The organism is Staphylococcus simulans (assembly GCF_003043455.1).
Lineage (GTDB): Bacteria > Bacillota > Bacilli > Staphylococcales > Staphylococcaceae > Staphylococcus > Staphylococcus simulans_A.
In genome coordinates this window covers 13,342-36,044 of the sequence record NZ_PZGG01000021.1, presented here as the reverse complement: position 1 = coordinate 36,044, position 22,703 = coordinate 13,342, and the positions used below count along the sequence as shown (strand labels likewise).

19 protein-coding genes are annotated in these 22,703 nt (G+C 38.0%); 3 read left to right on the top strand and 16 right to left on the bottom strand.

What is annotated here, in order from left to right; translation table 11 throughout:
* Positions 1–228: 228 nt before the first annotated feature.
* Positions 229–699 (top strand): thioesterase family protein, encoded by a 471-nt coding sequence (locus BU038_RS05370; RefSeq protein ID WP_107605171.1) that lies wholly within the window; start codon positions 229–231, stop codon positions 697–699.
* Between the two features lie 52 nt (positions 700–751).
* Here BU038_RS05370 and BU038_RS05365 read toward each other — a convergent pair whose 3' ends face one another.
* The 10 genes from BU038_RS05365 to BU038_RS05320 form a co-directional block, all read right to left on the bottom strand.
* Positions 752–1,534, bottom strand: coding sequence for a (S)-acetoin forming diacetyl reductase (locus BU038_RS05365; RefSeq protein ID WP_107605170.1), 783 nt, complete (start codon positions 1,532–1,534; stop codon positions 752–754).
* Between the two features lie 139 nt (positions 1,535–1,673).
* On the bottom strand, positions 1,674–2,273 hold the full coding sequence (cysC, locus tag BU038_RS05360) for an adenylyl-sulfate kinase (protein ID WP_107605169.1): 600 nt from the start codon (positions 2,271–2,273) through the stop codon (positions 1,674–1,676).
* A gap of 2 nt (positions 2,274–2,275) precedes the next feature.
* Positions 2,276–3,475, bottom strand: coding sequence for a sulfate adenylyltransferase (gene sat / locus BU038_RS05355; RefSeq protein WP_107605168.1), 1,200 nt, complete (start codon positions 3,473–3,475; stop codon positions 2,276–2,278).
* Positions 3,476–3,490: 15 nt separating this feature from the next.
* Positions 3,491–4,405 carry a sulfite exporter TauE/SafE family protein gene (locus tag BU038_RS05350; protein ID WP_107605167.1) on the bottom strand — a complete coding sequence of 305 codons (915 nt, stop codon included), beginning with the start codon at positions 4,403–4,405 and terminating at the stop codon, positions 3,491–3,493.
* Between the two features lie 158 nt (positions 4,406–4,563).
* Positions 4,564–5,325, bottom strand: coding sequence for a uroporphyrinogen-III C-methyltransferase (gene cobA / locus BU038_RS05345; RefSeq protein WP_107605166.1), 762 nt, complete (start codon positions 5,323–5,325; stop codon positions 4,564–4,566).
* A 103-nt stretch (positions 5,326–5,428) separates the two neighbouring features.
* The gene (locus BU038_RS05340; protein ID WP_107605165.1) at positions 5,429–7,135 is read right to left on the bottom strand and encodes an NADPH-dependent assimilatory sulfite reductase hemoprotein subunit; all 1,707 of its coding nucleotides are present in this window, start codon (positions 7,133–7,135) and stop codon (positions 5,429–5,431) included.
* A gap of 18 nt (positions 7,136–7,153) precedes the next feature.
* Entirely contained in the window at positions 7,154–8,989 is a 1,836-nt protein-coding gene (locus BU038_RS05335) for an assimilatory sulfite reductase (NADPH) flavoprotein subunit (RefSeq protein ID WP_199219689.1), read from the bottom strand.
* Between the two features lie 159 nt (positions 8,990–9,148).
* Entirely contained in the window at positions 9,149–9,874 is a 726-nt protein-coding gene (locus BU038_RS05330; protein ID WP_107605163.1) for a phosphoadenylyl-sulfate reductase, read from the bottom strand.
* Between the two features lie 280 nt (positions 9,875–10,154).
* Positions 10,155–12,050, bottom strand: coding sequence for a glycosyltransferase family 2 protein (locus BU038_RS05325; protein ID WP_107605162.1), 1,896 nt, complete (start codon positions 12,048–12,050; stop codon positions 10,155–10,157).
* Between the two features lie 136 nt (positions 12,051–12,186).
* The gene (locus BU038_RS05320) at positions 12,187–12,783 is read right to left on the bottom strand and encodes a complement inhibitor SCIN family protein (RefSeq protein ID WP_107605161.1); all 597 of its coding nucleotides are present in this window, start codon (positions 12,781–12,783) and stop codon (positions 12,187–12,189) included.
* Positions 12,784–12,946: 163 nt separating this feature from the next.
* On the opposite strand from BU038_RS05320, the gene BU038_RS05315 reads away from it, so the two are divergent.
* Together BU038_RS05315 and chrA are read left to right on the top strand one after the other, a co-directional pair.
* Positions 12,947–13,351 (top strand): NUDIX hydrolase, encoded by a 405-nt coding sequence (locus BU038_RS05315; protein ID WP_107605160.1) that lies wholly within the window; start codon positions 12,947–12,949, stop codon positions 13,349–13,351.
* A gap of 150 nt (positions 13,352–13,501) precedes the next feature.
* Entirely contained in the window at positions 13,502–14,659 is a 1,158-nt protein-coding gene (chrA, locus tag BU038_RS05310; RefSeq protein WP_107605159.1) for a chromate efflux transporter, read from the top strand.
* An 83-nt stretch (positions 14,660–14,742) separates the two neighbouring features.
* Here the strand turns inward: chrA and BU038_RS05305 are convergent, their stop codons facing one another.
* The 6 genes from BU038_RS05305 to xpt form a co-directional block, all read right to left on the bottom strand.
* The gene (locus BU038_RS05305) at positions 14,743–15,804 is read right to left on the bottom strand and encodes a PTS sugar transporter subunit IIC (protein WP_182676019.1); all 1,062 of its coding nucleotides are present in this window, start codon (positions 15,802–15,804) and stop codon (positions 14,743–14,745) included.
* A 535-nt stretch (positions 15,805–16,339) separates the two neighbouring features.
* Entirely contained in the window at positions 16,340–17,122 is a 783-nt protein-coding gene (locus BU038_RS05300) for a VOC family protein (RefSeq protein WP_107605157.1), read from the bottom strand.
* A 355-nt stretch (positions 17,123–17,477) separates the two neighbouring features.
* Positions 17,478–19,019: a glutamine-hydrolyzing GMP synthase gene (guaA, locus tag BU038_RS05295; RefSeq protein WP_107605156.1), complete on the bottom strand. Its 1,542-nt coding sequence runs from the start codon at positions 19,017–19,019 to the stop codon at positions 17,478–17,480.
* A 16-nt stretch (positions 19,020–19,035) separates the two neighbouring features.
* Positions 19,036–20,502: an IMP dehydrogenase gene (gene guaB, locus BU038_RS05290; protein WP_002480342.1), complete on the bottom strand. Its 1,467-nt coding sequence runs from the start codon at positions 20,500–20,502 to the stop codon at positions 19,036–19,038.
* 33 nt (positions 20,503–20,535) lie between these two features.
* Positions 20,536–21,804 carry a xanthine permease PbuX gene (gene pbuX / locus BU038_RS05285; protein ID WP_107605155.1) on the bottom strand — a complete coding sequence of 423 codons (1,269 nt, stop codon included), beginning with the start codon at positions 21,802–21,804 and terminating at the stop codon, positions 20,536–20,538.
* Positions 21,801–22,391, bottom strand: a complete 591-nt coding sequence (gene xpt / locus BU038_RS05280; protein WP_002480340.1) for a xanthine phosphoribosyltransferase — start codon at positions 22,389–22,391, stop codon at positions 21,801–21,803. Before xpt ends, pbuX begins: the two co-directional genes overlap by 4 nt.
* Positions 22,392–22,703: the final 312 nt, after the last annotated feature.

Here is a 22,703-nt window from a genome sequence, read left to right as displayed (position 1 = left end):
ATATTATACTTGTTCAATGATAACTTCCATTTTTCAAAATGATTGATTTCGTCTTCCTTTAATTGATTAACAATTCAAATCTATTTCATTTATGAAAGCGATTCTTCTTGATTAAGTTTACCTGCTTTAGTCACTTCATGATGAACGTCATCATACTCTATAGATGATACGTCTAATTTCGTTAATGTGATACACTGCTATTATATGTATTAAAGGGGGAAATTAAATATGGGGTACATTTATACTTATGAAGATAAGGTGCATCCTTCTTGGATTGATCACAACCAACACTTACATGATGCACAGTATTTTTCAATTTTCAGTGATGCAGTTGTTGGTTTCTTTGCGAAAATGGGGTTCTCGATTGATTACCGACAACAGCATGATACGACAATTTTTAATTTAGAAGCACATATCACTTACTTAAAAGAAATGTTGCTGGATGAAACATTTACGGTAGAAGTTTATGTTTATGACTACGATCATAAGCGTGTACATTTCTTTTTAAAGATGTTCAACCAAGATCAAGTGCCGACTGCAACGTATGAAGTCATCATGATGGCCATTGATAACAAACAACGTCGCAGTAGTGCATTCCCAGATTTTGTTTTTGATAACATCAAAACATACTATGAGGAACAAGGGGAATTTGAAACACCAAAACAACTCGGCCATGCGATTGGCATTCCTAGAAAATAAAAAGAAGGCAAGTGTCCTGTATAGGTGCACTTGCCTTTTCTTATGTCTTGTATTAGTTGAAGACCATACCGCCATCGATAATTAAAGCTTGGCCAGTCATATAGTCACTGTCAGGTCCTGCAAGATAAGATACACATGCTGCGACATCTGAAGGTTCTGATAAACGTTTTAATGCGATATTTTTAGAGAATTGTTCCATACCCCATTCATATGGTTTACCTACTTCATCAGCTGTTTTTTGTGCGATATCTTCCATCATCGGTGTTTTAACGATACCTGGACAATACGCATTAACAGTAATACCTTTGTCAGCTAAGTCGCGTGCTGCTGTTTGTGTAATACCACGGATTGCGAATTTAGTTGCGCCATATAACGCAAGACCTGGGTTGCCGACTTGTCCTGCTTGAGAAGAAGCGTTAATAATTTTACCGCCGTGGCCAAATGATTCAAATGCTTCAACTGCTGCTTGAATGCCCCAGAAAATTGCGCCGACGTTTACATCGAAAACTTTGCGATATTGATCGTACGTAATCGTATCAAGTGGTGTTTGTGGTCCTAATCCAGCGTTATTGACAATCACATTGAAATCTCCGAAATGATCTTTCACTGTGTTGACTGCTGCGAAGACTTGATCACGATCTGATACGTCTACTTTAACCGCAAGCGCTTCATAACCTTCATCGCGTAAGCTTTGTGCGACTGCTTCTGCAGTTGTTTCATTAAAATCGGCCACACCTACTTTAAAGCCGTCTTTTGCGAGTCTGCGACAAATTGCTTCTCCGATACCTTGTCCGCCGCCTGTCACCATTGCTACTTTGCCTTTTACTTCTGCCATGTTGTTCGACTCTCCTTGTTGTTTCAAATATTATTGTACACTTCTATTTTAATTCAAATTCAGAATAATCGCAAAACTTAACTGGAATAATAACCACTCAAAAAGCACACACAATTTGAGGGTTGTGTGTGCTTACTAGTTAAATAATTTGTTTTTCTTCTAAATAGTCTAGAATCTGTTGAACCGCTTCTTCCACAGACGTCGTCTCTGTATCTACGACAATCTCCGCATGTTCAGGCGCTTCATATGGCGCATCAATACCAGTAAAGTTTTTAATTTCGCCAGCACGTGCTTTTTTATACAACTGTTTCGGGTCACGTTGTTCACACGTTTCAACACTAGCTTTCGCATAAACTTCAATGAATTCGCCATCTTCTAGAATGTCACGGACACGGTCACGATCTTCACGATACGGTGAAATAAACGCAGTTAACGTAATCAGCCCTGCATCCGCTAACAGTTTGCTGACTTCGCCGATACGACGGATATTTTCTTTACGGTCTTCTGGACTGAAACCAAGGTTATTATTTAAACCATGACGGATATTATCTCCATCTAAACGATACGCATGTATACGACGTTCAAATAATGCTTTTTCTAAAGCAACACTGATAGTAGACTTACCTGAACCTGATAAACCAGTGAACCATAGAACCACACTCTTGTGTCCATTTTGAGCTTGACGTTCTGTTTTCGTTACTTCTGAATCATGCCATGTAATATTTTGCGATTTTGTCATCGTTACGCCTCCTCGTTTTGTTCTCTATGTCTGCGTAAACCACGAATTAACACTTCAGCTACTTCAGGGCGTGAGAATTCTTTCGGTAAAGATTCTCCGTTACGTAATTTTTCACGAACTTTTGTCCCGCTTAAATGCACATGATGTTCAGCGCCATGCGGGCATGTTTTCGCTGTCGCCATGTTACCGCACTTCGTGCAATAGAAAGCATGTTCAAATTTTAAAATATGAATACCCAACTCTTCTTGATATTTCGTAATCAATTCTTGAGCTTCATATGTACCATAATAGTCGCCCACACCTGCATGGTCACGTCCTACAATGAAATGTGTACAGCCATAGTTTTGGCGCACAATCGCATGTAGAATCGCTTCACGAGGACCTGCATAACGCATCGCAGCTGGATATATAGCTAAGCGTGCACGATCTTCTGGATAATAGTGCTTTAAAATCACTTGATAGCTTTCCATACGAACATCTGCCGGAATATCATCAGACTTTGTTTCCCCTACTAATGGATTCAATAAGAGACCATCAACTGTTTCCAACGCACTTTTTTGAATATACTCATGCGCGCGGTGCACTGGGTTGCGTGTTTGGAAACCTACGACTGTTTTCCAACCTAAGTCATGGAACATTTGACGTACTTCAATCGGATCTAATTCAAATTCTTCAAACTCACTATGATCTGGACGATTCACTAATTGAATCGGGCCGGCTAGATACACATTGCCTTTGTCATATACTTTTTTGACACCTGGATGTGCTGCTTCAGTCGTTCCATAGACATTTTGCGCTTCTTTTTCTTTATCGTACGTATACTTTTCTTCTAACGTTAAGACACCGTATAATTGTTGGTCTTCTCCATAAAGTGCAATCTGTTCCCCAATTTCATATTGATCTGCTTCCGCTTCACTAACTGGTAAGGTAATTGGAATACTCCATAACGTTCCATCCGCAAGATGTAAGTTGTCAACGACATTTTGATAATCCGCTTCTCCCATAAATCCTGTTAGTGGACTGAAACCGCCAATTGCGATTAATTCTAAGTCAGATAAACTCCATGCGTTTAACGTTAATGTTTTAAAAGAAACGGCTGCTTCGATTAAAGCTTCGCGTTCTGCACCTTCAAGTTGACGATTAATTAACTTCCCGCCATGCGGGGTATTCGTATGTTCTAAAATTTGTGTTGTTGTAGCCATTTAACTCATCTCCTCTTATTGTTTAACTCTTCCAACTTTATTTGCTTCTTTTCTGTGAAAAAAATTAGGTAACTTGCCTTCTTTGCGTAAAATGACAAATAATAATGCAAACCAACCGATAACTACTGCAATTCTCACAATAGTAATTGCTTCTCCTGGTGCACCAAATGCGTTCAATAAAGTATTACTATTTGTAAAGATAATCAAACCGCCGACAAAAATACCTAGGACATTGACTGGAATAATTTTAACGAGCCATGCCGCAAATGGTGCCGCCGCAACGCCGCCGACACTTAATGCCAGTACCAATCCCCAATTAATCAAATGAAGCGGTAAGAAAATCAAGAAACTGATCGACGCTGCAATCGTTACGAAAAATTCACTGATAGAGACACTACCGATGACATGACGGACATTGATATCACGACGTGCAAGCAATGCTGAAGTATTGACTGGTCCCCAGCCGCCTCCGCCGATAGCTGTTAAAAATCCTGCAGTCGCACCAAGCGGAAACATAAATTTATTACTTAACTCTGACCCTCTTGTCAGCTTTTTAGTTTGTCCGCGCTTAAATGCGAATTGAACTAAAATATAAATACCGATGGTAATCAGGAACAAAGCAACGACAGGCTTGACTAAACCTGCATGCAGATGGCTGACTGCCGCTGCACCAACGAAAGCTGCCATCGATCCCGGCACCGCTAATTTCAGTATTAAACGCTTATCTGCGTTAGAGAATGACATGTGCGAAACACCTGATGCTGCTGTTGTCGCAATTTCAGAAAAATGGATTGTCGCTGATACAATGGCTGGTGCTAAACCAAGCGATAACAAAATTGATGATGATGTTACGCCGAATCCCATGCCGAGGGAACCGTCAACCAGTTGTGCAAAAAAACCTACGAAGGCAATAATTAATAGTTTTTTCATTGTCTTTGCTCCTTTCTTTCAATAATCAAGTTTCGATTGTTAGAATTTTCATATTATTTATGTCGTGTAATGCATAGACGATACTATTCTTATCAGTTTACAAGGAATTAAAGTTAAAAAAATGAACTTAATATTTCATTCTTATGAGTAGTGTTCATTTACTGTTGTGCTGCTGCTTGTGCCGATACAGATTCAAACCAATTAATTTTCTCACGCAACTGTACGACTTCACCAATCACAATCATCGATGGGTTTTTAAAATCTTTTGCGACATCTACGATTGTTTCTAAAGTACCGACCGCAGTTTGTTGAACACCGCTTGTCCCTTGATAAACCAGTGCGGCAGGTGTGGCTTTCGGTCTGCCATGTCGGATTAACAAGCGACAGATTTCAGGCAGCCTGCTGACACCCATGTAGATACACAGTGTTTCAGGGCCTAATGCTAAATGTTTCCAATAATCTTCTTTTAACGTTTTCTCTTTGTTGACACCTGTCACAAACGCGACAGAAGAACTATAATCTCGATGTGTAACTGGAATACCTGCATAAGCAGGTGCTGCGATACCTGATGTAATACCAGGTACAATTTCAAAAGCAATATGATGTTCTGCTAGAACTTCCGCTTCCTCTCCACCTCTGCCGAACAAGAAAGGATCTCCGCCTTTCAACCTCGTTACAGTGTGGCCTTTACGTGCGAAACTCACCATTAATGCGTTGATTTCTACTTGAGGAATCGATAAACCACTCGGGTCTTTCCCACAATAAATCAATCTAGTATTCGGCTTCGCATATTGAAGCAGTGCTTTATTAACGAGGCGATCATATAGAATCACATTGGCTTGTTCTATGGCTTTGACACCTTTAACTGTGATTAAATCCGGATCTCCGGGACCTGCGCCTACGATATATACTTTCCCCATTCGATCACCTCTTTGTGTTATTTAGATAGTATATTGAACATTACTGGAGAAAGGACGTATCCAAGTGCGTAGATACGTCACTTTCTGAGGTAATGCTGACTGCTTATCTGAAGTCACGACCATCTGTGACTTTTTCTACAATACCTTTACGTACCACAAAGTCACCAAAGTGTTCCCCTGTTTCACGCTCTTTACTGTATTGTTCTAAAATAGGACGTAAGCTTTCTAAAATTTCCGCTTCTCCAATATTTTCTTTATATAACTTATTCAAGCGTTCACCGACAAAGCTGCCGCCTAAATAGAAGTTATATTTACCAGGTGCTTTACCAATAAAGGCAATTTCAGCTAATGCAGGACGTGCACAGCCGTTCGGACAACCTGTCATACGAATCGTAATTTCTTCTTCTCGTAAACCAAATTCATCTAAAATATCTTCGATTTTCGTCACTAAAGATGGTAAGTAACGTTCTGACTCTGCCATCGCAAGACCGCAAGTCGGAAAAGCCACACAAGCCATAGAGTTACGACGTAAACCACTGTAATTTTTACCATCTGTTAAGCCATACTCTTCGATAATCGCATCAATAGCGGCTTTATCTTCTTTCTCAACATTCGCAAAAATCAGGTTTTGGTTCGGTGTCATACGGATTTCACCTTTATGTGTCTGCGCTAATTTCTTGATTGCTGTTTTCAACTTAAAGTCTTCTGTATCTTTAATACGGCCATTTTGAATGAATAATGTATAGTGATATTTGCCAGAACCTTCAACCCAACCTAAACGGTCGCCGTTACTGTCAAATTCAAATGGTTTCGCATCTTCAATTTCCCAACCTAAACGACGATTTAATTCTTCGCGGATCCAATCCACGCCTTTACGTTCCACTGTATATTTGAAACGTGCTTGTTGACGGTCTGCACGATCACCGAAGTCACGTTGAATCGTTAAGATTTTCTCACAAACTTCCGGTGCTGTTTCTTTAGGAATATAACCTAACACTTTACCAACTTGAGGATGTGTTCTTAAATCATCATTCTTACTACCCATACCGCCGCCGACAGTGACTGTAAAGCCTGTTAATTCATCGTTTTCAACGATACCGATTAAACCGATATCTTGTGAATATACATCAATGTCGTTAGAAGGCGGTAACGCAATACCGATTTTGAATTTACGTGGTAAGTATGTTTTACCGTACATTGGTTCATGATCTTCTTGTTTAGAATCGATAATTTTTTCACCGTCTAACCAAATTTCATGATACGCTGTCGTCTTTGGTAATAAATGTCCACTGATTTTGTCAGCGTATTCATTTATTTCACTATACACATCGGATTGGTAGGGATTAGGGTTGCACATGACATTACGATTGACGTCACCGCACGCTGCGATGGAATCAAGAACAGCTGCGTTAATCGCTTGCATTGATTTTTTTAAGTTGCGTTTTAAAATTCCATGATATTGTACCGTTTGACGTGTCGTTAAACGAATTTGTTCACCTGCATAATCATCTGCCAATTGATCTAATTTCAACCATTGATCCGTGGAAACACGTCCCCCAGGGATACGTACGCGAATCATAAATGCGTAGAGGGGTTCTAATTTTTGTTTGCGTCGTTCTTGACGTAAGTCACGGTCATCTTGCATATAGCTGCCGTGGAACTTTAATAATTTTGTATCATCATCTGCGATAGCACCAGTCACAGGGTCTTTTAAACCCTGTGCAATGGTACCACGCAAATAATTGCTTTCGCCTTTATTACGTTCTAAATCATCTAAGCCTTTATATAAATCATTGTTATTCTCAGCCATAATTTGCCTCCTCAAAAATTAATACACGTCACGTTGATAGCGTTTTTCTTTTTTCAATTCTGATAGGTACTCTTCTGATTCTTCTTCAGATAAGCCGCCTTCTTTTTCCAATACATGAATGATAGCTTGGTGTACATCTTTCGCCATGTGTTTTTCGTCGCCGCAGACATAAATTGCTGCGCCATTTCTTAACCATTCATAGAATTCTGCACTATTTTCATCAATTAAATGCTGAACATAACGTTTTTCTTCTTGATCACGTGAAAAGGCTAAATCTACTTTTTCTAAGACACCGCTCTTCAACCAATCTTGAATTTCAGTTTGGTATAAGAAGTCTGTTGTAAAGTGTGGGTTACCAAAGAATAACCATGTGTTGCCTGTTAAATCCAATTCTTCACGTTCTTGTAAAACACTGCGGAATGGAGCAATACCAGTACCTGGTCCAATCATGATGACTGGTGTGTTTTCATCGAATGGGAATTTGAAATTAGGATTTTTCTTCAAGTATACTTTTAATTTATCGCCAGGCTCTACACGTTCTGCGAGTTGTACACTGCAGACACCTGAGCGTTGACGGTTATGTGCTTCATAACGTACAGCACATACTGTAATGTGTACTTCATCTTCATTTGCTTTATGACTGCTTGAAATGGAGTAACTGCGTGCAGGAATTTTTCTTAAGATCTGATGCAATTGGTTTGGTTGTAATGACTCTGTAGGGAAATCATTTAATAAATCGATTAAGTCACGACCGTAGATATAATCTTTCACCCATTCACTATCAGAGGCTCTATCTAATAAGTCTTCATTATCAAAGAGCTGTGCTGCACTTTCGATTAATGGTTTTGTTAATTTCGTGATTTCAAAGTATGACGTTAAGGCATCTTCTAATGACATTTTGTCACCTTGTGTATTCACGGCAATATCTTTTTCAGCCACCCAATCTTGCATATCTATAATTTCATCAACAAGTTCAGGGTCGTTTTCAGGTAGGATATTAATAGAATCCCCTGGTGCGTAGTCATCGCCATAACCTTCTAATGATAATTCAAGGTGGCGGACTTCTTTATCCGAACCACGGCCGGTTAAATTAATGTTTTCTAAGACTTCTGCTTCGTAAGGAAACGTTCTTGAGTAAATCGGTCCAGAAGCATCTTCAACAAGCGCATCTTGTGCCTCTTGAACAACTTGTTTCACTTCTTGATCGCCTAACTCATTAATAATGTTTTCAATCCATTCATTTGCGAGTTCTTCGAAGTCAATATCACAATCGACACGCGGTAAAATACGGTCAGCACCTAACTCTTCTAAGCGAGCATCGAAATCTTTACCAGTTTGACAGAAGAATTCATAAGATTGGTCACCTAATGCAAGTACTGAGAAACGTGTACCTTCTAATTTAGGTGCTTTACGACCATATAAGAATTCATAGAAAGATAACGCATTATCTGGCGGATCGCCTTCACCATGTGTTGAAGTTACGATTAATAAATCTTCAACATTTTTTAAATCTTTCGTTTTATATTGGTCCATTTCAGTTAGAGTGGCATCAAAATCATTTTCTTTTAATTTACTTTCAAGTAATTCTGCCACCCACTGTGCGTTACCAGATTCAGAACCAAATAATACAGTAACTTTACGCGGTTCTATAGCTTGCGGTTGCGCTGGAGCTGCAGGCGTTGGTGTAGCTGCTGCGCCAGAAGTAGGTGCTTGTGTTGCGGTGCCATCTTGGAGATGTGCCGTTAAATAACCGCTAAGCCAGAGCTTCTGGTCATTTGATAATGTTGATAACGCTTGATTAATGAGTTGTGCCTGTTCATCGTTGAACGGACTATTTGTTGCTGATAAATTCAAGTGTCTTCCCCCCATATGATAGATTTTATCCTTAGTTTTTTAGTAGGAATTGAAATTAAAAAAATATCTACACTTAATACAAGTATAGTCATTGTGCTTTCAAAATTCCAACGTATCCACTAGGAATTATATACAAAAAAATTAATTGTAACTTTTAAATTAAGATTTACGTCCGATGTGCAAACCACATTCAGTTTTCATATTGTTCTGCCATCTGCCTTCTCTAGAGTCGCCGCCTTCAAAAACAGGTGAAGTACATGGTGCGCATCCGATGCTTGGATAATTTTGATCATGCAACGTATTATAAGGTAAATCATTCGATTTAATATAATCCCATACATCATCCCAAGTCCAATGGATGAGTGGACAAATTTTAATAGATTCAAAACGATCATCTTGATTCACAAAATTTGTGTTGCGTCTTGTTGGAGATTGTTCGCGTCTCAATCCTGACACCCAAGCTGTTTGGCCAGTTAATACTTCTTCAAGTGGTTTAACTTTACGGATATAACAACATTGGTTGGGATCTCTACGCCAAAGATTACCGCCATATTCTTGAGCTTGTTGATCAAGTGTCAAATCAGGCTTCTTCATAACAATGTTCAATTTAGGATATTTTGCTTTAACACGGTCGATTAAATCGTACGTTTCATCGAAATGGAAACCTGTGTCTAAAAAGACGATACGTGCGTCTGGTTTCACTTGCGAAATTAAGTTAATCAGAACAATGCCCTCTACTCCGAAACTGCAAGCATATACAATTTCATCTCCGTAAGTATCATATGCCCATTTCACAACATGATACGCACCTTTTGTGTCATCTGAAACATCCAATGATTCAAAAGGGTCTGAGGTGAAGTCTGTATAAGTAATTTTAGAAGTCAATAAAATACTCTCCCCTCATAGTATATAGATATAGCACCCTACAATTCAAATCGATACAATGATATTCGAATTGTCAGAAAATAATTATGTATTGAATCTTACCGTTTTCTCTATCCCCTGTCAACAATATTTATAATAAATTCACAAACTTAATAGTCTTCTAGCAATATACGTTATTTTATACTATTCATAACCGATTTCTTTAAAATATTTATTGATACTTTAACGCATTACCACGCTATTTAAGTAAAAAAGAAGAAGAGATTTTCATCCCTTCTTCTTACTCCACAACTTGCACAAAATCTCGATTTGCGGTGATAAAATAACCCGTCTTTGTTTTTAAGCGCGGTGTGCCTTTAGAAGAACACACAATTTTATCTATTTCTATCGTGTCATTTAATTTCGGTTGGAATTCTGATTCATTTTTAAAATTACGATCTTCATAAACCTTACACTTTTTTATGACTTGAATCGTAATCGGCCATTCTACAATATAGCGTTCAGAAACATGGTTGTCTAAATGTTCGACAAACTTTTTATTGGCAGTAATCACGTTACCATCCGCTAATACTAAGCGCGGTGTGCCTTTTTTAGAATATTGTATTTCTGACACAGCAAACACTTCACCGACTTCCATTGTTTGGGCTTGTTCTTGTGCAAATTCAGTATCACTGTACACTTTAAACCTCTTAGTCGCCCATACTTTACCTGGATTTTCTGCATAGTATTTCGTCGTATCTACGTAACTAGATTCAGCTGGAGCTTGTTCTTGTTGTGTTGATACGAACTCTACTTTCTGACCTTGGCGTTTTAATTCATGCTTGTCCGTTATACTTGGCAACATCATATGCACTAAAAATGGTTTGTAGTGATCATAAATTACTTGCAAATTAAAATCGAAATCTACGTTTAATGCATCTGAAGGTATCCAGAGTTGATTGTCTTGTTGTTCAAACGTTACTGCTTGAATAACAGATTCATCTGAAAGTTTCACTAAATTTACTGCATTAACCTCTGTTGAATCCTCTTTATATAACGTAATAGTCTCATAGAACTGATTCTCTTTAAGATGTGACCCGCTATAGACCGCATAGAATGGTTCGTATAAGGGTGCAACGGTGTGTAAGTCTTTTGGTAAATGATAATACACTAGCCCTTCTGCAATATAATGCGGTGCTCGTATACCTTCAGTTAATATAGTAACCAACGCTTCTACTTTTTCTTTATCTCTATTTACTAAGCATTCACATACTTTTTCGTATTTCGGTTCAGTCAAGTAATCTTTAATATCTAAGCCATGTTGATCTAAAGTTGAAACTAACTGATCAAACGCTTCATAGAATTTGTTTTTCTCTGTGCTTTTTAAGAAGCGACGATTCATAAATAAACGTGATAAGTAGTCCATTTCTACAATTCGACTGATCGCATGTTTGCGTGCAGTCTCCGGGATGTCTAAATCTAACAACTGCTTTAATACTTCTAAATTAAAGGCTGTTTTTTCAAAAATATCTGTTTCATTGACCAATGATTGATTCGCACCATATCGATTCACATGATAGACTACGACATCATTCATAGCTGCTGTTTTCGCATGTGCAATCACTTCAGTAAAGAATAACTTATCTTCTCCGTATTTCATCGATTCAAAATAAAGATGATGATTTTGAATCACTGAGTGTTTAATGATTTTTCCTGGTGGACCGACAGCACGAAATATCTTATCGATTTCGTACGGTACAAGTACTTCTTGTTTTGTGTATGCACTAAAGCGTGCAATTTGGCTCACAGAGTGATCCATATGTTTTAAACTCTGACCAAACACTATATCACTCTCTGTAGACAAGGCTTGGTCAAGCAACTTTGGAAAACCTTCTGTATCTAACCAGTCATCTGCATCTAAAAAAGTTATATAAGTGCCTTCAGCCGCTTCCATCCCCACATTTCTCGGCTTGGCTGGACTACCGCTGTTTTCCTCTAATTCTATAACACGCATATAATCACGTGTTTGTTCAAACTGTTTTAATTGTTCCAATGAATCATCTGTTGAAACATCATCAACAAAGATAGCTTCTATCTCATTATGATTCAGCTTTAATTCATCAATAGATGACACACATTGTTGTAAAAATTGAGATTTATTATATACAGGAACAATAATCGATAATGCTTTAGACATAACATTCCCCCCCTTGGATGTTGTCTCTCATTTGTGTAGTTATGTTTACCCATATATACCTCAACTAAAAAACTAAATATAAAAAAACACAGTAACCTTTGAGAGATTACTGTGTCCTATCACTTATATCTTTATATTAATGATGTGCTGTAAAAGCTTTATATGCTTCTACATTTTGAATACCTTGTTGAACTGCGTTCATCGCATTCACTAATTCAAAGTCTGGTGTTGTTTGGTTTAATATAGCTTGTGCTTGCAAAACAGTTTGTTTTAGCTGTGCTTCTTCTTGATTCATTGAAAGATGGCTTTCAGCTAACAAATGGTTTGCCTTTGCAATTAGGCTTTTTAATTCTGCTTTTTTACTTAAGATGTCGGCACTGCCTTTTTCAGTTTGCAAATGCAATTGAAATACCTCATTATAGATAGCTGAAAGTTGATTAATTGCTGTCACAACTTGTGAATCATTATTAGACTTTTGTTGTTTCTTAGCGAAATAAATCGCTTGGTTTAATTTATTTTGGTAGAACGTTGCCCCTGATTCTTTCGCCATGTCTTTATAATAATGACTCGCGTTCAATAGGTTTTTCAAGTTTTCTTTAGGTTGAACACTGTAATCACGAAATTCGTGTGCACCGAATTGGGCAGCTTCTGCTTGATTTGAAAATACATGCGCGCCTGCTGATCCAAGTAATACACTTGCGAGGCCTGTCAGTAAAAATTGTTTAAAGTTCATTGTTGTTGTCTCCTTTAATTTACATACTTTTATTATAAAACAAACATACACAACAATTGAATTAACTAATTATTAACTATAAATTATTTTTTACATATTTTTAGACACTAGCTGTTCACTTTTAACGAGTATCATTCAATAACACAACTCTAGGAGGATTAAGATGACCCCAAAACATATTGTTTCCGCTTCATGCGTTGTCACAAATGATGAAAATAAAATACTTTTAATCAAAAGTCCTTTACGTGGCTGGGAAATTCCTGGCGGACAAATTGAAAATGGCGAAACCATTCGAGAGGGTGTCATGCGTGAAGTGAAAGAAGAAGCTGGCGTCAACATCACACTCACGACATACTGTGGTGTCTTTCAAAACACTGAACGCAGTATCATCAACCATTTATTTAAAGGAATCTATAGTGATGGCACACTTACGACTAGCGATGAAAGTTTGGAAGTCGGATTCTTTACCTACGAAGAGGTCATGCAGAAGGTCACTTGGGGGAATTTCACAGAACGCATTCGTTTATGTTTAGCGGAAGATGAACAACCTTTCTTAGTGTCCTTTTGATATAGAGATGCGACAGACTTGTTTAGAAAAGAAAATACATGTCATTCACAAACTTTACAAAATCTATACATCACCCTTACCTATTTCGAAATATAATGAAGACTAACGCAAAATCCATAAGTGGATGCGAATTCATATAAGGAGCTGCCTATGTCTCATTATTTCACCATTTTTATTGTAGCTTTAAAACTTGGTTTGATGTCTTTTGGTGGACCCACAGCACATTTAGGTTATTTTTATGATGAATATGTGAAAAAAAGGAAATGGTTGGATGAAAGAGAATATTCAGACTTAGTCGCATTATGTCAATTTCTTCCAGGCCCTGCCAGCAGTCAAGTTGGTATCGGTATAGGGACTATCAGAGGTGGTGTATTCGGTGGTATTCTTGCATTTCTAGGATTTACGATGCCTTCAGTGATTGTCTTAATGTTATTTTCAGTCTTATTTGTGAATGGTGATACACACTTCACTTGGATGCAAGGGTTGAAACTCGTTGCTGTGGCCATTGTGGCACAAGCAATTATTGGTATGGGCAAAAAATTAACCAATACAAAAACAACCATCGCATTGGCTATGTTTGTATTAGCACTCTCATTATTGATTAATAGTATTTATATTCAAGTGATTGCGTTGGCTATAACTGGCTTATATGGTGTCTTGTTCCTTAAACCTACATCAGCGCCAGACGCTGATTCTAAAGCGTTCTACTTGCCTAAAAGATTAGGGATTATTTCTCTATCATTATTTGTTTCTTTACTGGTTGTATTGCCTATCTTAAGCGCAACCACTCAAAATATATGGATTAAAATGTTCGACAGTTTCTATCGTTCCGGTTCACTTGTTTTTGGTGGCGGCCATGTCGTCTTGCCATTATTAGAAAAGGAGTTTGTGCCGCAAGGATTGATTTCTTCTGATCATTTCATTACAGGTTATGCGGCAGCACAAGCTGTGCCTGGTCCATTATTTACTTTTGCGTCTTATATCGGCACAAATATTGGAGGCGTTCTAGGAGGGTTACTTGCGACATTCGCAATCTTTTTACCTGCTTTCTTATTGTTGTTTGGCGTCTTACCATTTTGGGATAGTTTTAAGTCTAATCTTTATGCCAGAGGCTTTTTGAAAGGTATCAGCGCAGGTGTAGTCGGTATTTTAATCGCAGCTTTCTACCAACCTATTTGGACTTCTACAGTTAAACAACCTTTAGACTTTACGTTCGCAACGATATTATTTGTTTTATTAGCTTATTTCAAATTGCCTTCATGGGCAATCGTACTCATTGGAATTGGAATAGGCGTGTTGTTCTATTAAAGTCTTAATAAATAATTTCAATTTTCAGCACTAAAAAACAACACACATCAGGTATACACCTTTAGTGTGTTGTTTCTTTGTGTTTATGCTTCGTTCATTGTTGGTTCAGCTTTATTTTCTATGATTTTTGATTTGTAACCCGTCACTTCACTGTTACGGATTGGATAGTTTCTAAATACATATGACATCACCCAACCGACAATGAAACAAATTGCAGCTGCGATGGCTGCGTATTTCAATACATCAAGTGCTGGGTTGAAACCGAACATAACGAGAATACCTGGTGTCGGTGCTGCTGTACCTGGTGCATCATTAACTAATCCCGAGTAAGCAATGACCATACCAGCCAGTCCTCCACCGATAAAGTTCGTCACATAGATTGGCACTGGGTTAGAAGACACTAAGTCTGCTTTTGACAGTGGCTCAATCGCAATAGAAATAACTGATTTCAAGTTACCGATTTTCAAACGATGTAGTAACGTTGTATTCATAAAGCTAGAAGCAAACGCTGTTAACGCCGCAACTGCCATTGGTACACCTGTTAAGCCTAACATTGCTGTTAATGCCATAGAACTTAGTGGTGATGTTCCGACAACTGTCACAATACCGCCAAGAATCAGACCCATCAGCAATGGACTTGTATTCATCGCCACATCAATAATACCGCCGATCTTCAATAATGAACCATCGACTAATGGCGTGAACCAAACCCCTAACAATCGTCCAATTGGAATACAGAATAACACAACAATAATAAAGTCCATACCGTTTGTGATTTTCTTTTCAATAAAACGAATCACAAACGACATCAGATATGCCGCAAATAATGCAGGAATCAGCCCGATTTCCGCAAATGCGACCGCAAGCAACGCTGAGTTTTGTGGATTAATCTTTCTCGATAATGCGACTAGGAATGCGACAATGACCCCACTCAATGTCCCAGCTAGACTACCCGTTTCCTTTAAAAACTTAATATCGAAAATATCTCCCAATACAAACCCTTGCAGCGCCTCAACTAAGAATGTTGCAATTGCTGCTGTTGCTAAAGCCCCCATGACTGCGCGCCCATCTGGCGCATAATACGTGAACACAGTGAAAAATACTAAAATAAGTAACAATAAACCTGTACCGATTAATATATCTATTTTGCACAGCCCCTTTTTACATGTGTTCATTCAAGCTTATCCCTTTTATCGTATGAAAGCAAATGTTATTTTCATTATAGTATGAATTTTCTAATAATTTTTATGAGGTACTTATTTACAAAATTTCAAAATACCTCTCTAATCCTAGTTATTAACTACGATTTAAAATTACGAACGTACATAATATAAGCATATTTATAATAGTAATTCATAACCATAACATGATATATCTTAATCTATTCAAAAGATTTTATATTGTTAGATGATTTTACGCTTTTCTCAATACTTTACTGCCTTTAACAGTTGATTGTCTATTCTGAGATAAAAAATAAATCGCACCATAGCTCATGCATTCATAAAAATGAACACTGAATCTATAGCACGATTATAATAAAAGGCATAAAAGTTCGTTATTTTTCATAGTGTTACTTTAATTTTCGATGATTGTCAAGATTCTAATCATAAATTTATTTTCAAAAAATTAGGAGCTCCCTCCAAATTTAAGAGGCTTCTAATTTTACTCAATTGCTCCATTCTATTGTGTTTGGACACTTAAGTTTAATCCTTCAGGTGTTTTATATTTTTCCATACCTTTATTAGTGTCTACAATGTTAAATGCAGTCAATCCGTAGGTGTTTTCAGCATCTTTTAATGGTTGATTCGACTGCCAAGTGTTAATGGCTATATGGTGATGGTATTTTTGATCAGATAAGAATAACGCTTGTGGCAATGCAGACGCAACTTGAAATCCTAATTGTAGATAGAATTCACTTGAAGCACTTAAATCATGCGTTTTTAAATGAAGATGTCCTATTTTCGCATCTGCAGGCATACCTTCCCATTTTGTATCTTTTGTTTCAGCTAAAATGCGCGTGACATCTAATTGCAACGTATCCATTACTACTAGTTCATTTTGCCATTGCCATAACTCAGATGGGCGATCGATATAAACTTCTATACCATTTCCTTCTAAGTCATTAAAATAAATCGCTTCGCTGACGAGATGATCTCCCCCGGCAATCGGTATCTTTTCATCTGAAAGATGTTTAATCAGCGCTCCAAGTTGCTTAACATCACTTAATAGAAACGCGATATGGAATAATCCTGCTTCTGTCTTATTCGCAAAGCGTCCATTATCTAGTTGGTTTAAAACAACTTCATGACCATCCGTACCCACTGCTAAAACTGTTCGTGTCGGCGTGGATGACACAACTTTAAAACCCAGTATGTGATGATAAAAATCGGTTTGGCGTTTTATATCTGCGACATTTATTTCGATTCGATTAACATGTTTGATTGTTGATTGGTGAAAGTTCATATTGTTACCTCTCTCTATTTAAGTATAATAATTATACCTAAATGAAGAAAAATTTGCTTAAAAAGAGCTTAAGGTTATCAGACATTTTTTATACTCAAATTGCTTTAAGCTATTTTTATCTTTTTATTTGTCTATAAGTCAATGAAAAAACTCTAACTTTCACTGTTAAAATAGTTTAGATTAGACTGTTTACGCCCAATCTATATATACTTACTTGACCTTCAGGGGTAACTTCATATTGCCTAATAATTTTGATTACATAGTCAATACACGTTCACTTTCAAGGATAATGCTATTTAAAAAACCCTCTAACCATTGCGGTTAAAGGGTTTTCGTTTTATATATTATAGACTGCTTACTCCCATTCGATGGTACTTGGTGGCTTAGAAGTAATGTCATAGACTACTCTGTTGACGTGATCTACTTCGTTAACAATACGACTTGAAATCTTTTGTAAGACTTCCCAGTCGATTCGCGCAAAGTCACTTGTCATACCGTCAATTGAAGTTACGGCACGGATACCGATTGTATAGTCATACGTACGGTAATCGCCCATTACGCCTACTGAACGCATACCTGGAAGTACTGTGAAGTATTGCCAGATTTCACGCTCTAAACCTTCTTCACGAATCACTTCTCTTAAGATAGCATCTGATTCGCGGACGATTTCTAATTTTTCTTCAGTAATTTCACCTAGAACACGGATACCAAGTCCTGGACCTGGGAATGGTTGTCTCCAAACTAAATGTTCAGGGATACCTAGTTCGATACCTAAAGCACGTACTTCGTCTTTGAATAATGTATTAATAGGTTCAATTAATTCAAATTGCATGTCTTCAGGTAATCCGCCTACGTTATGGTGAGATTTGATTGTTTGTGCTGTTTTTGTACCTGATTCGATAACGTCAGTGTAAAGCGTACCTTGAGCAAGGAAGTCTACACCTTTTAATTTTGATGCTTCATCGTCGAAAACGTATACGAATTCGTTACCGATGATTTTACGTTTTTGTTCAGGGTCAGAAACACCTTTTAATTTATCCATGAAGCGATCTTTCGCATTCACACGGATGATGTTCATGTTGAAACCTTCACCGAATTGTTCCATAACCATGTCGCCTTCGCCTTTACGAAGTAAACCGTGGTCTACGAAGATACAAGTTAATTGATCGCCGATTGCTTTATGCAAGAGTACAGCAACAACTGAAGAGTCTACACCGCCGCTCATTGCGCAAAGCACTTTACGGTCTCCGACTTTTTCACGAATTTTTTCAATTTCGACTTCAATGAAGTTTTCCATTGTCCATTCGCCTGTACAGTCACATACACGACGTACGAAGTTACGTAAAATATCATTACCGTACTCAGTATGACGCACTTCTGGGTGGAATTGAACACCGTAAATACGACGTTCTTTATCTTCGATTGCTGCGTAAGGCGTGCTTGGACTATCTGCGATAGATTCAAAGCCTTCTGGAATTTCGATTACTTTATCTGAGTGACTCATCCATACTGTTTGTTCTTCTGGTAAACCGAAGAAGATTTCATCAGATTTTGCGTGGATAGTTGCTTTACCATATTCACGTTCATTCGCACGCTCAACTTTTCCACCTAATAATTTTGTTGTTAACTGCATACCATAACAAATACCAAGTACAGGTACGCCTAAGTTGAAGATTTCAGGATCAATTGTGTAAGAACCTTCTTCATAAACTGAGTTTGGTCCGCCTGATAAGATGATACCTTTTGGATTCATCTTTTTAATTTCTTCAATTGAAATTTCATGGTCGTGCAACTCACTGTACACACCCATTTCACGAATACGACGTGTAATTAATTGGTTGTATTGGCTACCAAAGTCTAATACAAGAATTAACTCTTGTTCTTTCGCCATTTCCATAAATCAGTTTCTCCTTTTATCTTGAGTAGTTTGGTGATTCTTTTGTGATTTGGATATTGTGTGGGTGGCTTTCTGCTAAACCAGCAGGTCCCATACGTGTAAACATTGCTTCTTCACGTAATTCTTTCAAGTTGTGAGAGCCTGTATAACCCATACCGCTTCTCACGCCGCCCATCAATTGATAGATGTTGTCTTGTAATAAACCTTTATATGCGATACGGCCTTCAATACCTTCTGGAACATATTTTTTAGGTGTTTTGTCTTCTTGGAAGTAACGGTCATTTGAACCACTTTCCATTGCACCTAATGAGCCCATACCACGGTAAGTTTTATATTGTCTACCTTGGAAGATTTCAGTTTCTCCTGGACTTTCTTCAGTACCTGCAAGCAAGCTGCCTAGCATTACTGCGTGTCCACCAGCTGCTAATGCTTTTACAACATCACCAGAGTATTTGATACCGCCGTCAGCGATAATCGCTTTACCGTGTTTACGTGCTTCAGTTGCACAGTCATACACTGCAGTAATTTGTGGTACACCTACACCCGCAACAATACGAGTTGTACAAATAGAACCAGGTCCGATACCTACTTTAACAACATCTGCGCCAGCTTCAAATAATGCTTTTGTAGCTTCACCTGTCGCAACGTTACCAGCGATAACTGTTACTTCTGGATATTTAGCTTTAATGTGTTTAACTTGGTCGATAACACCTTGTGAGTGACCGTGTGCAGTATCGATAACTAATGCATCAACACCTGCTTCAACTAATTTTTCTGCGCGGATGTCAGTATCTTTAGAAATACCGATTGCTGCTGCACATAATAGACGTCCTTGTGCGTCTTTAGCAGCGTTTGGATATTCGTGAACTTTCTCAATATCTTTGATAGTGATAAGTCCTTCTAATTTACCATTTTCAGTTAATGGTAATTTTTCGATTTTGTGTTTTTGTAAGATTTTTTCTGCTTCGTCTAAAGTTGTGCCGACTGGAGCTGTGATTAAGTCTTCTTTTGTCATGACATCTGAAATTCTGATTGAGAAATCTTCAATGAAACGTAAGTCACGGTTTGTGAGAATACCAACGAGGTTGCGGTCTTCTTTATTGTCTACGATCGGTACACCTGAAATGCGGTATTTACCCATTAAGGCTTCAGCTTCATAAACTTTTTCTTCTGGTGTTAAGTAAAATGGATTAGAAATAACACCATTTTCAGAACGTTTAACTTTTTGTACTTCATCAGCTTGATCTTCGATGTTCATGTTTTTATGAACGACACCAAGACCGCCTTGTCTTGCCATAGCAATTGCCATTTTTGACTCAGTTACAGTGTCCATACCTGCTGAGATAACTGGAATTTTCAATTTGATTCTGTCTGATAACTCAACACTTAGATCTACTTCCTTAGGTAATACATCAGACTCCGCTGGAATTAACAGTACATCATCGAACGTCAAAGATTCTTTAGCAAATTTATTTTCCCACATTGAATACAGCCTCCATTATTTGTTTTAATTACATTATTTCACATTTTCTTCGTTTTGTTGATACTTTAAGCCGTTAAAAAAGAAATTAAGTACGATTGCTGAAATAGCACCAAGTACAATTCCATTTTGTGTTAACCAAGCGAATTGTTCGCCCATTGCTTTAAATGCTTCCGGAACAGCACTGATACCTGTTCCTAAACCGACAGCCACAGCAATAACTAACAAGTTATTCTGCTTCTTGAAATCGATACTGCCTAAGATACTGACACCGTATGCCATTACCATTCCGAACATTGCGATCATCGCACCGCCGAGTACAGGTAATGGAATAATATTCGCTAACGCGCCTAACTTTGGAATACAACCGCAAATCAAGAGTAAGATGACCATTCCATAGATGACATTATTCTTTTTCACGCCTGAAAGTGAAACCAAACCGACATTTTGAGAATATGCAGTATATGGAAATGCGTTGAAGATAGAACCAATCACAATCGCAAGTCCTTCCGCAGTGTAACCTTTACGGTAATCGTTGCGTGTCAAAGTTCTTCCTGTGATTTTACTTAACGCTGTATATACACCTGTTGATTCAATCAAGCTGACTAATGCGACGATAAAGAATACTAGAATCGCACCGATATCGAATGCAAAGCCTGAGAATCTAAACGGTTTCGGAAACTCGAACCAATGTGCTGTCCCAACTTGATTCAAGTCCACAACACCGAAGGCTCCAGCGAGTAAAGTCCCTGCAATCAACCCGATTAAGATTGCTATAGACTTCAAGAAACCACGTGTAAAACGTTGTAAAAGCAGGATAATCAACAACGTTGAAAAACCTAAAATGATATTTTTCATATCACCGTAGTCTTTTGATCCTTGTCCACCTGCTACATAGTTCATAGCAACCGGCATTAAATTAATCCCGATAATCGTTACCACACTACCTGTTACGACAGGCGGGAAGAATTTAACAACGTATGAAAAGACAGGAGCAATTAAGACCACTAAAATCCCTGATACAAAGAGCGACCCATATAATACGTCCAAACCTTTGGTCTGGCCGATTAATATCATCGGTGCAACCGCAGTAAAGGTACAACCTAAAACAATCGGCAATCCGGTACCTGTTACTCTATTCGCTTCTAAAAATGTGGCAACCCCACACATGAAGATATCGACTGTTACAAGATATGCGATTTGTTCTGGTGTGAATTTCAAACTCGTCCCGACGATAATTGGAACAAGTATAGCACCTGCATACATTGCAAGTAAATGTTGTAGACTCAAGATGAAATTCTTCATGCGTTCTCTTCACCTTCACCTACTAGAGTCACTTGATTGCCTTGAAGCGATGCGACTTGGCAAAGAGAAGAAACCTTCAAGCCAGCTTCTTCTAATCGTTTACGACCTTGTTGGAAACTTTTCTCTACTACAATACCGATGCCGACTGTTTCTGCACCTGCTTGTTCAACTAAGCGGTTCAAACCAAGTGCCGCATCTCCATTCGCTAAAAAGTCATCGATAATCAACACACGGTCATTTTCACCTAAAAATTCTTCAGAGATAATGACACGATTCGTCTTGTTTTTCGTAAATGAATGAATATCTGTTTGATAAAATCCATCTGCCAAAGTACTTGGCTTAGCCTTCTTCGCAAAGAGACATGGTACTTCAAATCGATATGCTGCCATAATGGCTGGTGCTATACCTGATGCTTCAACAGTTAAGATTTTAGTGATGCCTTGATCTTTAAACTGTTCATAAAATGTTTCACCGATGTCGTACATTAATACTGCATCAATTTGATGGTTTAAAAACCCATCTACCTTCAAGATTTTTTCGCCGATGACGACGCCGTCTTCTTTAACCTTCTTTTTCAACGCTTCCACGTCAACAAACCTCCTAAATTTGTGTATAAAAAAAATCCCAAACTACTCTATGAGTTTCAGGATCTATGAGTGGCACAGGCAATACACATCATTATCAATATAAAGTTCACTTTGGAGTCAGGAGGTTCAATTTAAATCATCTTATACTTATTAAGTATACGACCATTCTTGTTGACGCCTTCTGTGGTTAACGCAAGTTCAACCCCTTCAAGCGTGTTGCCAAAGCAACCTATAAATGATGATTTGAGAAGCTGACATTGTTCTCCGCGTTTCAAAACCTAATCGCTCGATGTTCGTGAACACTAAAATATA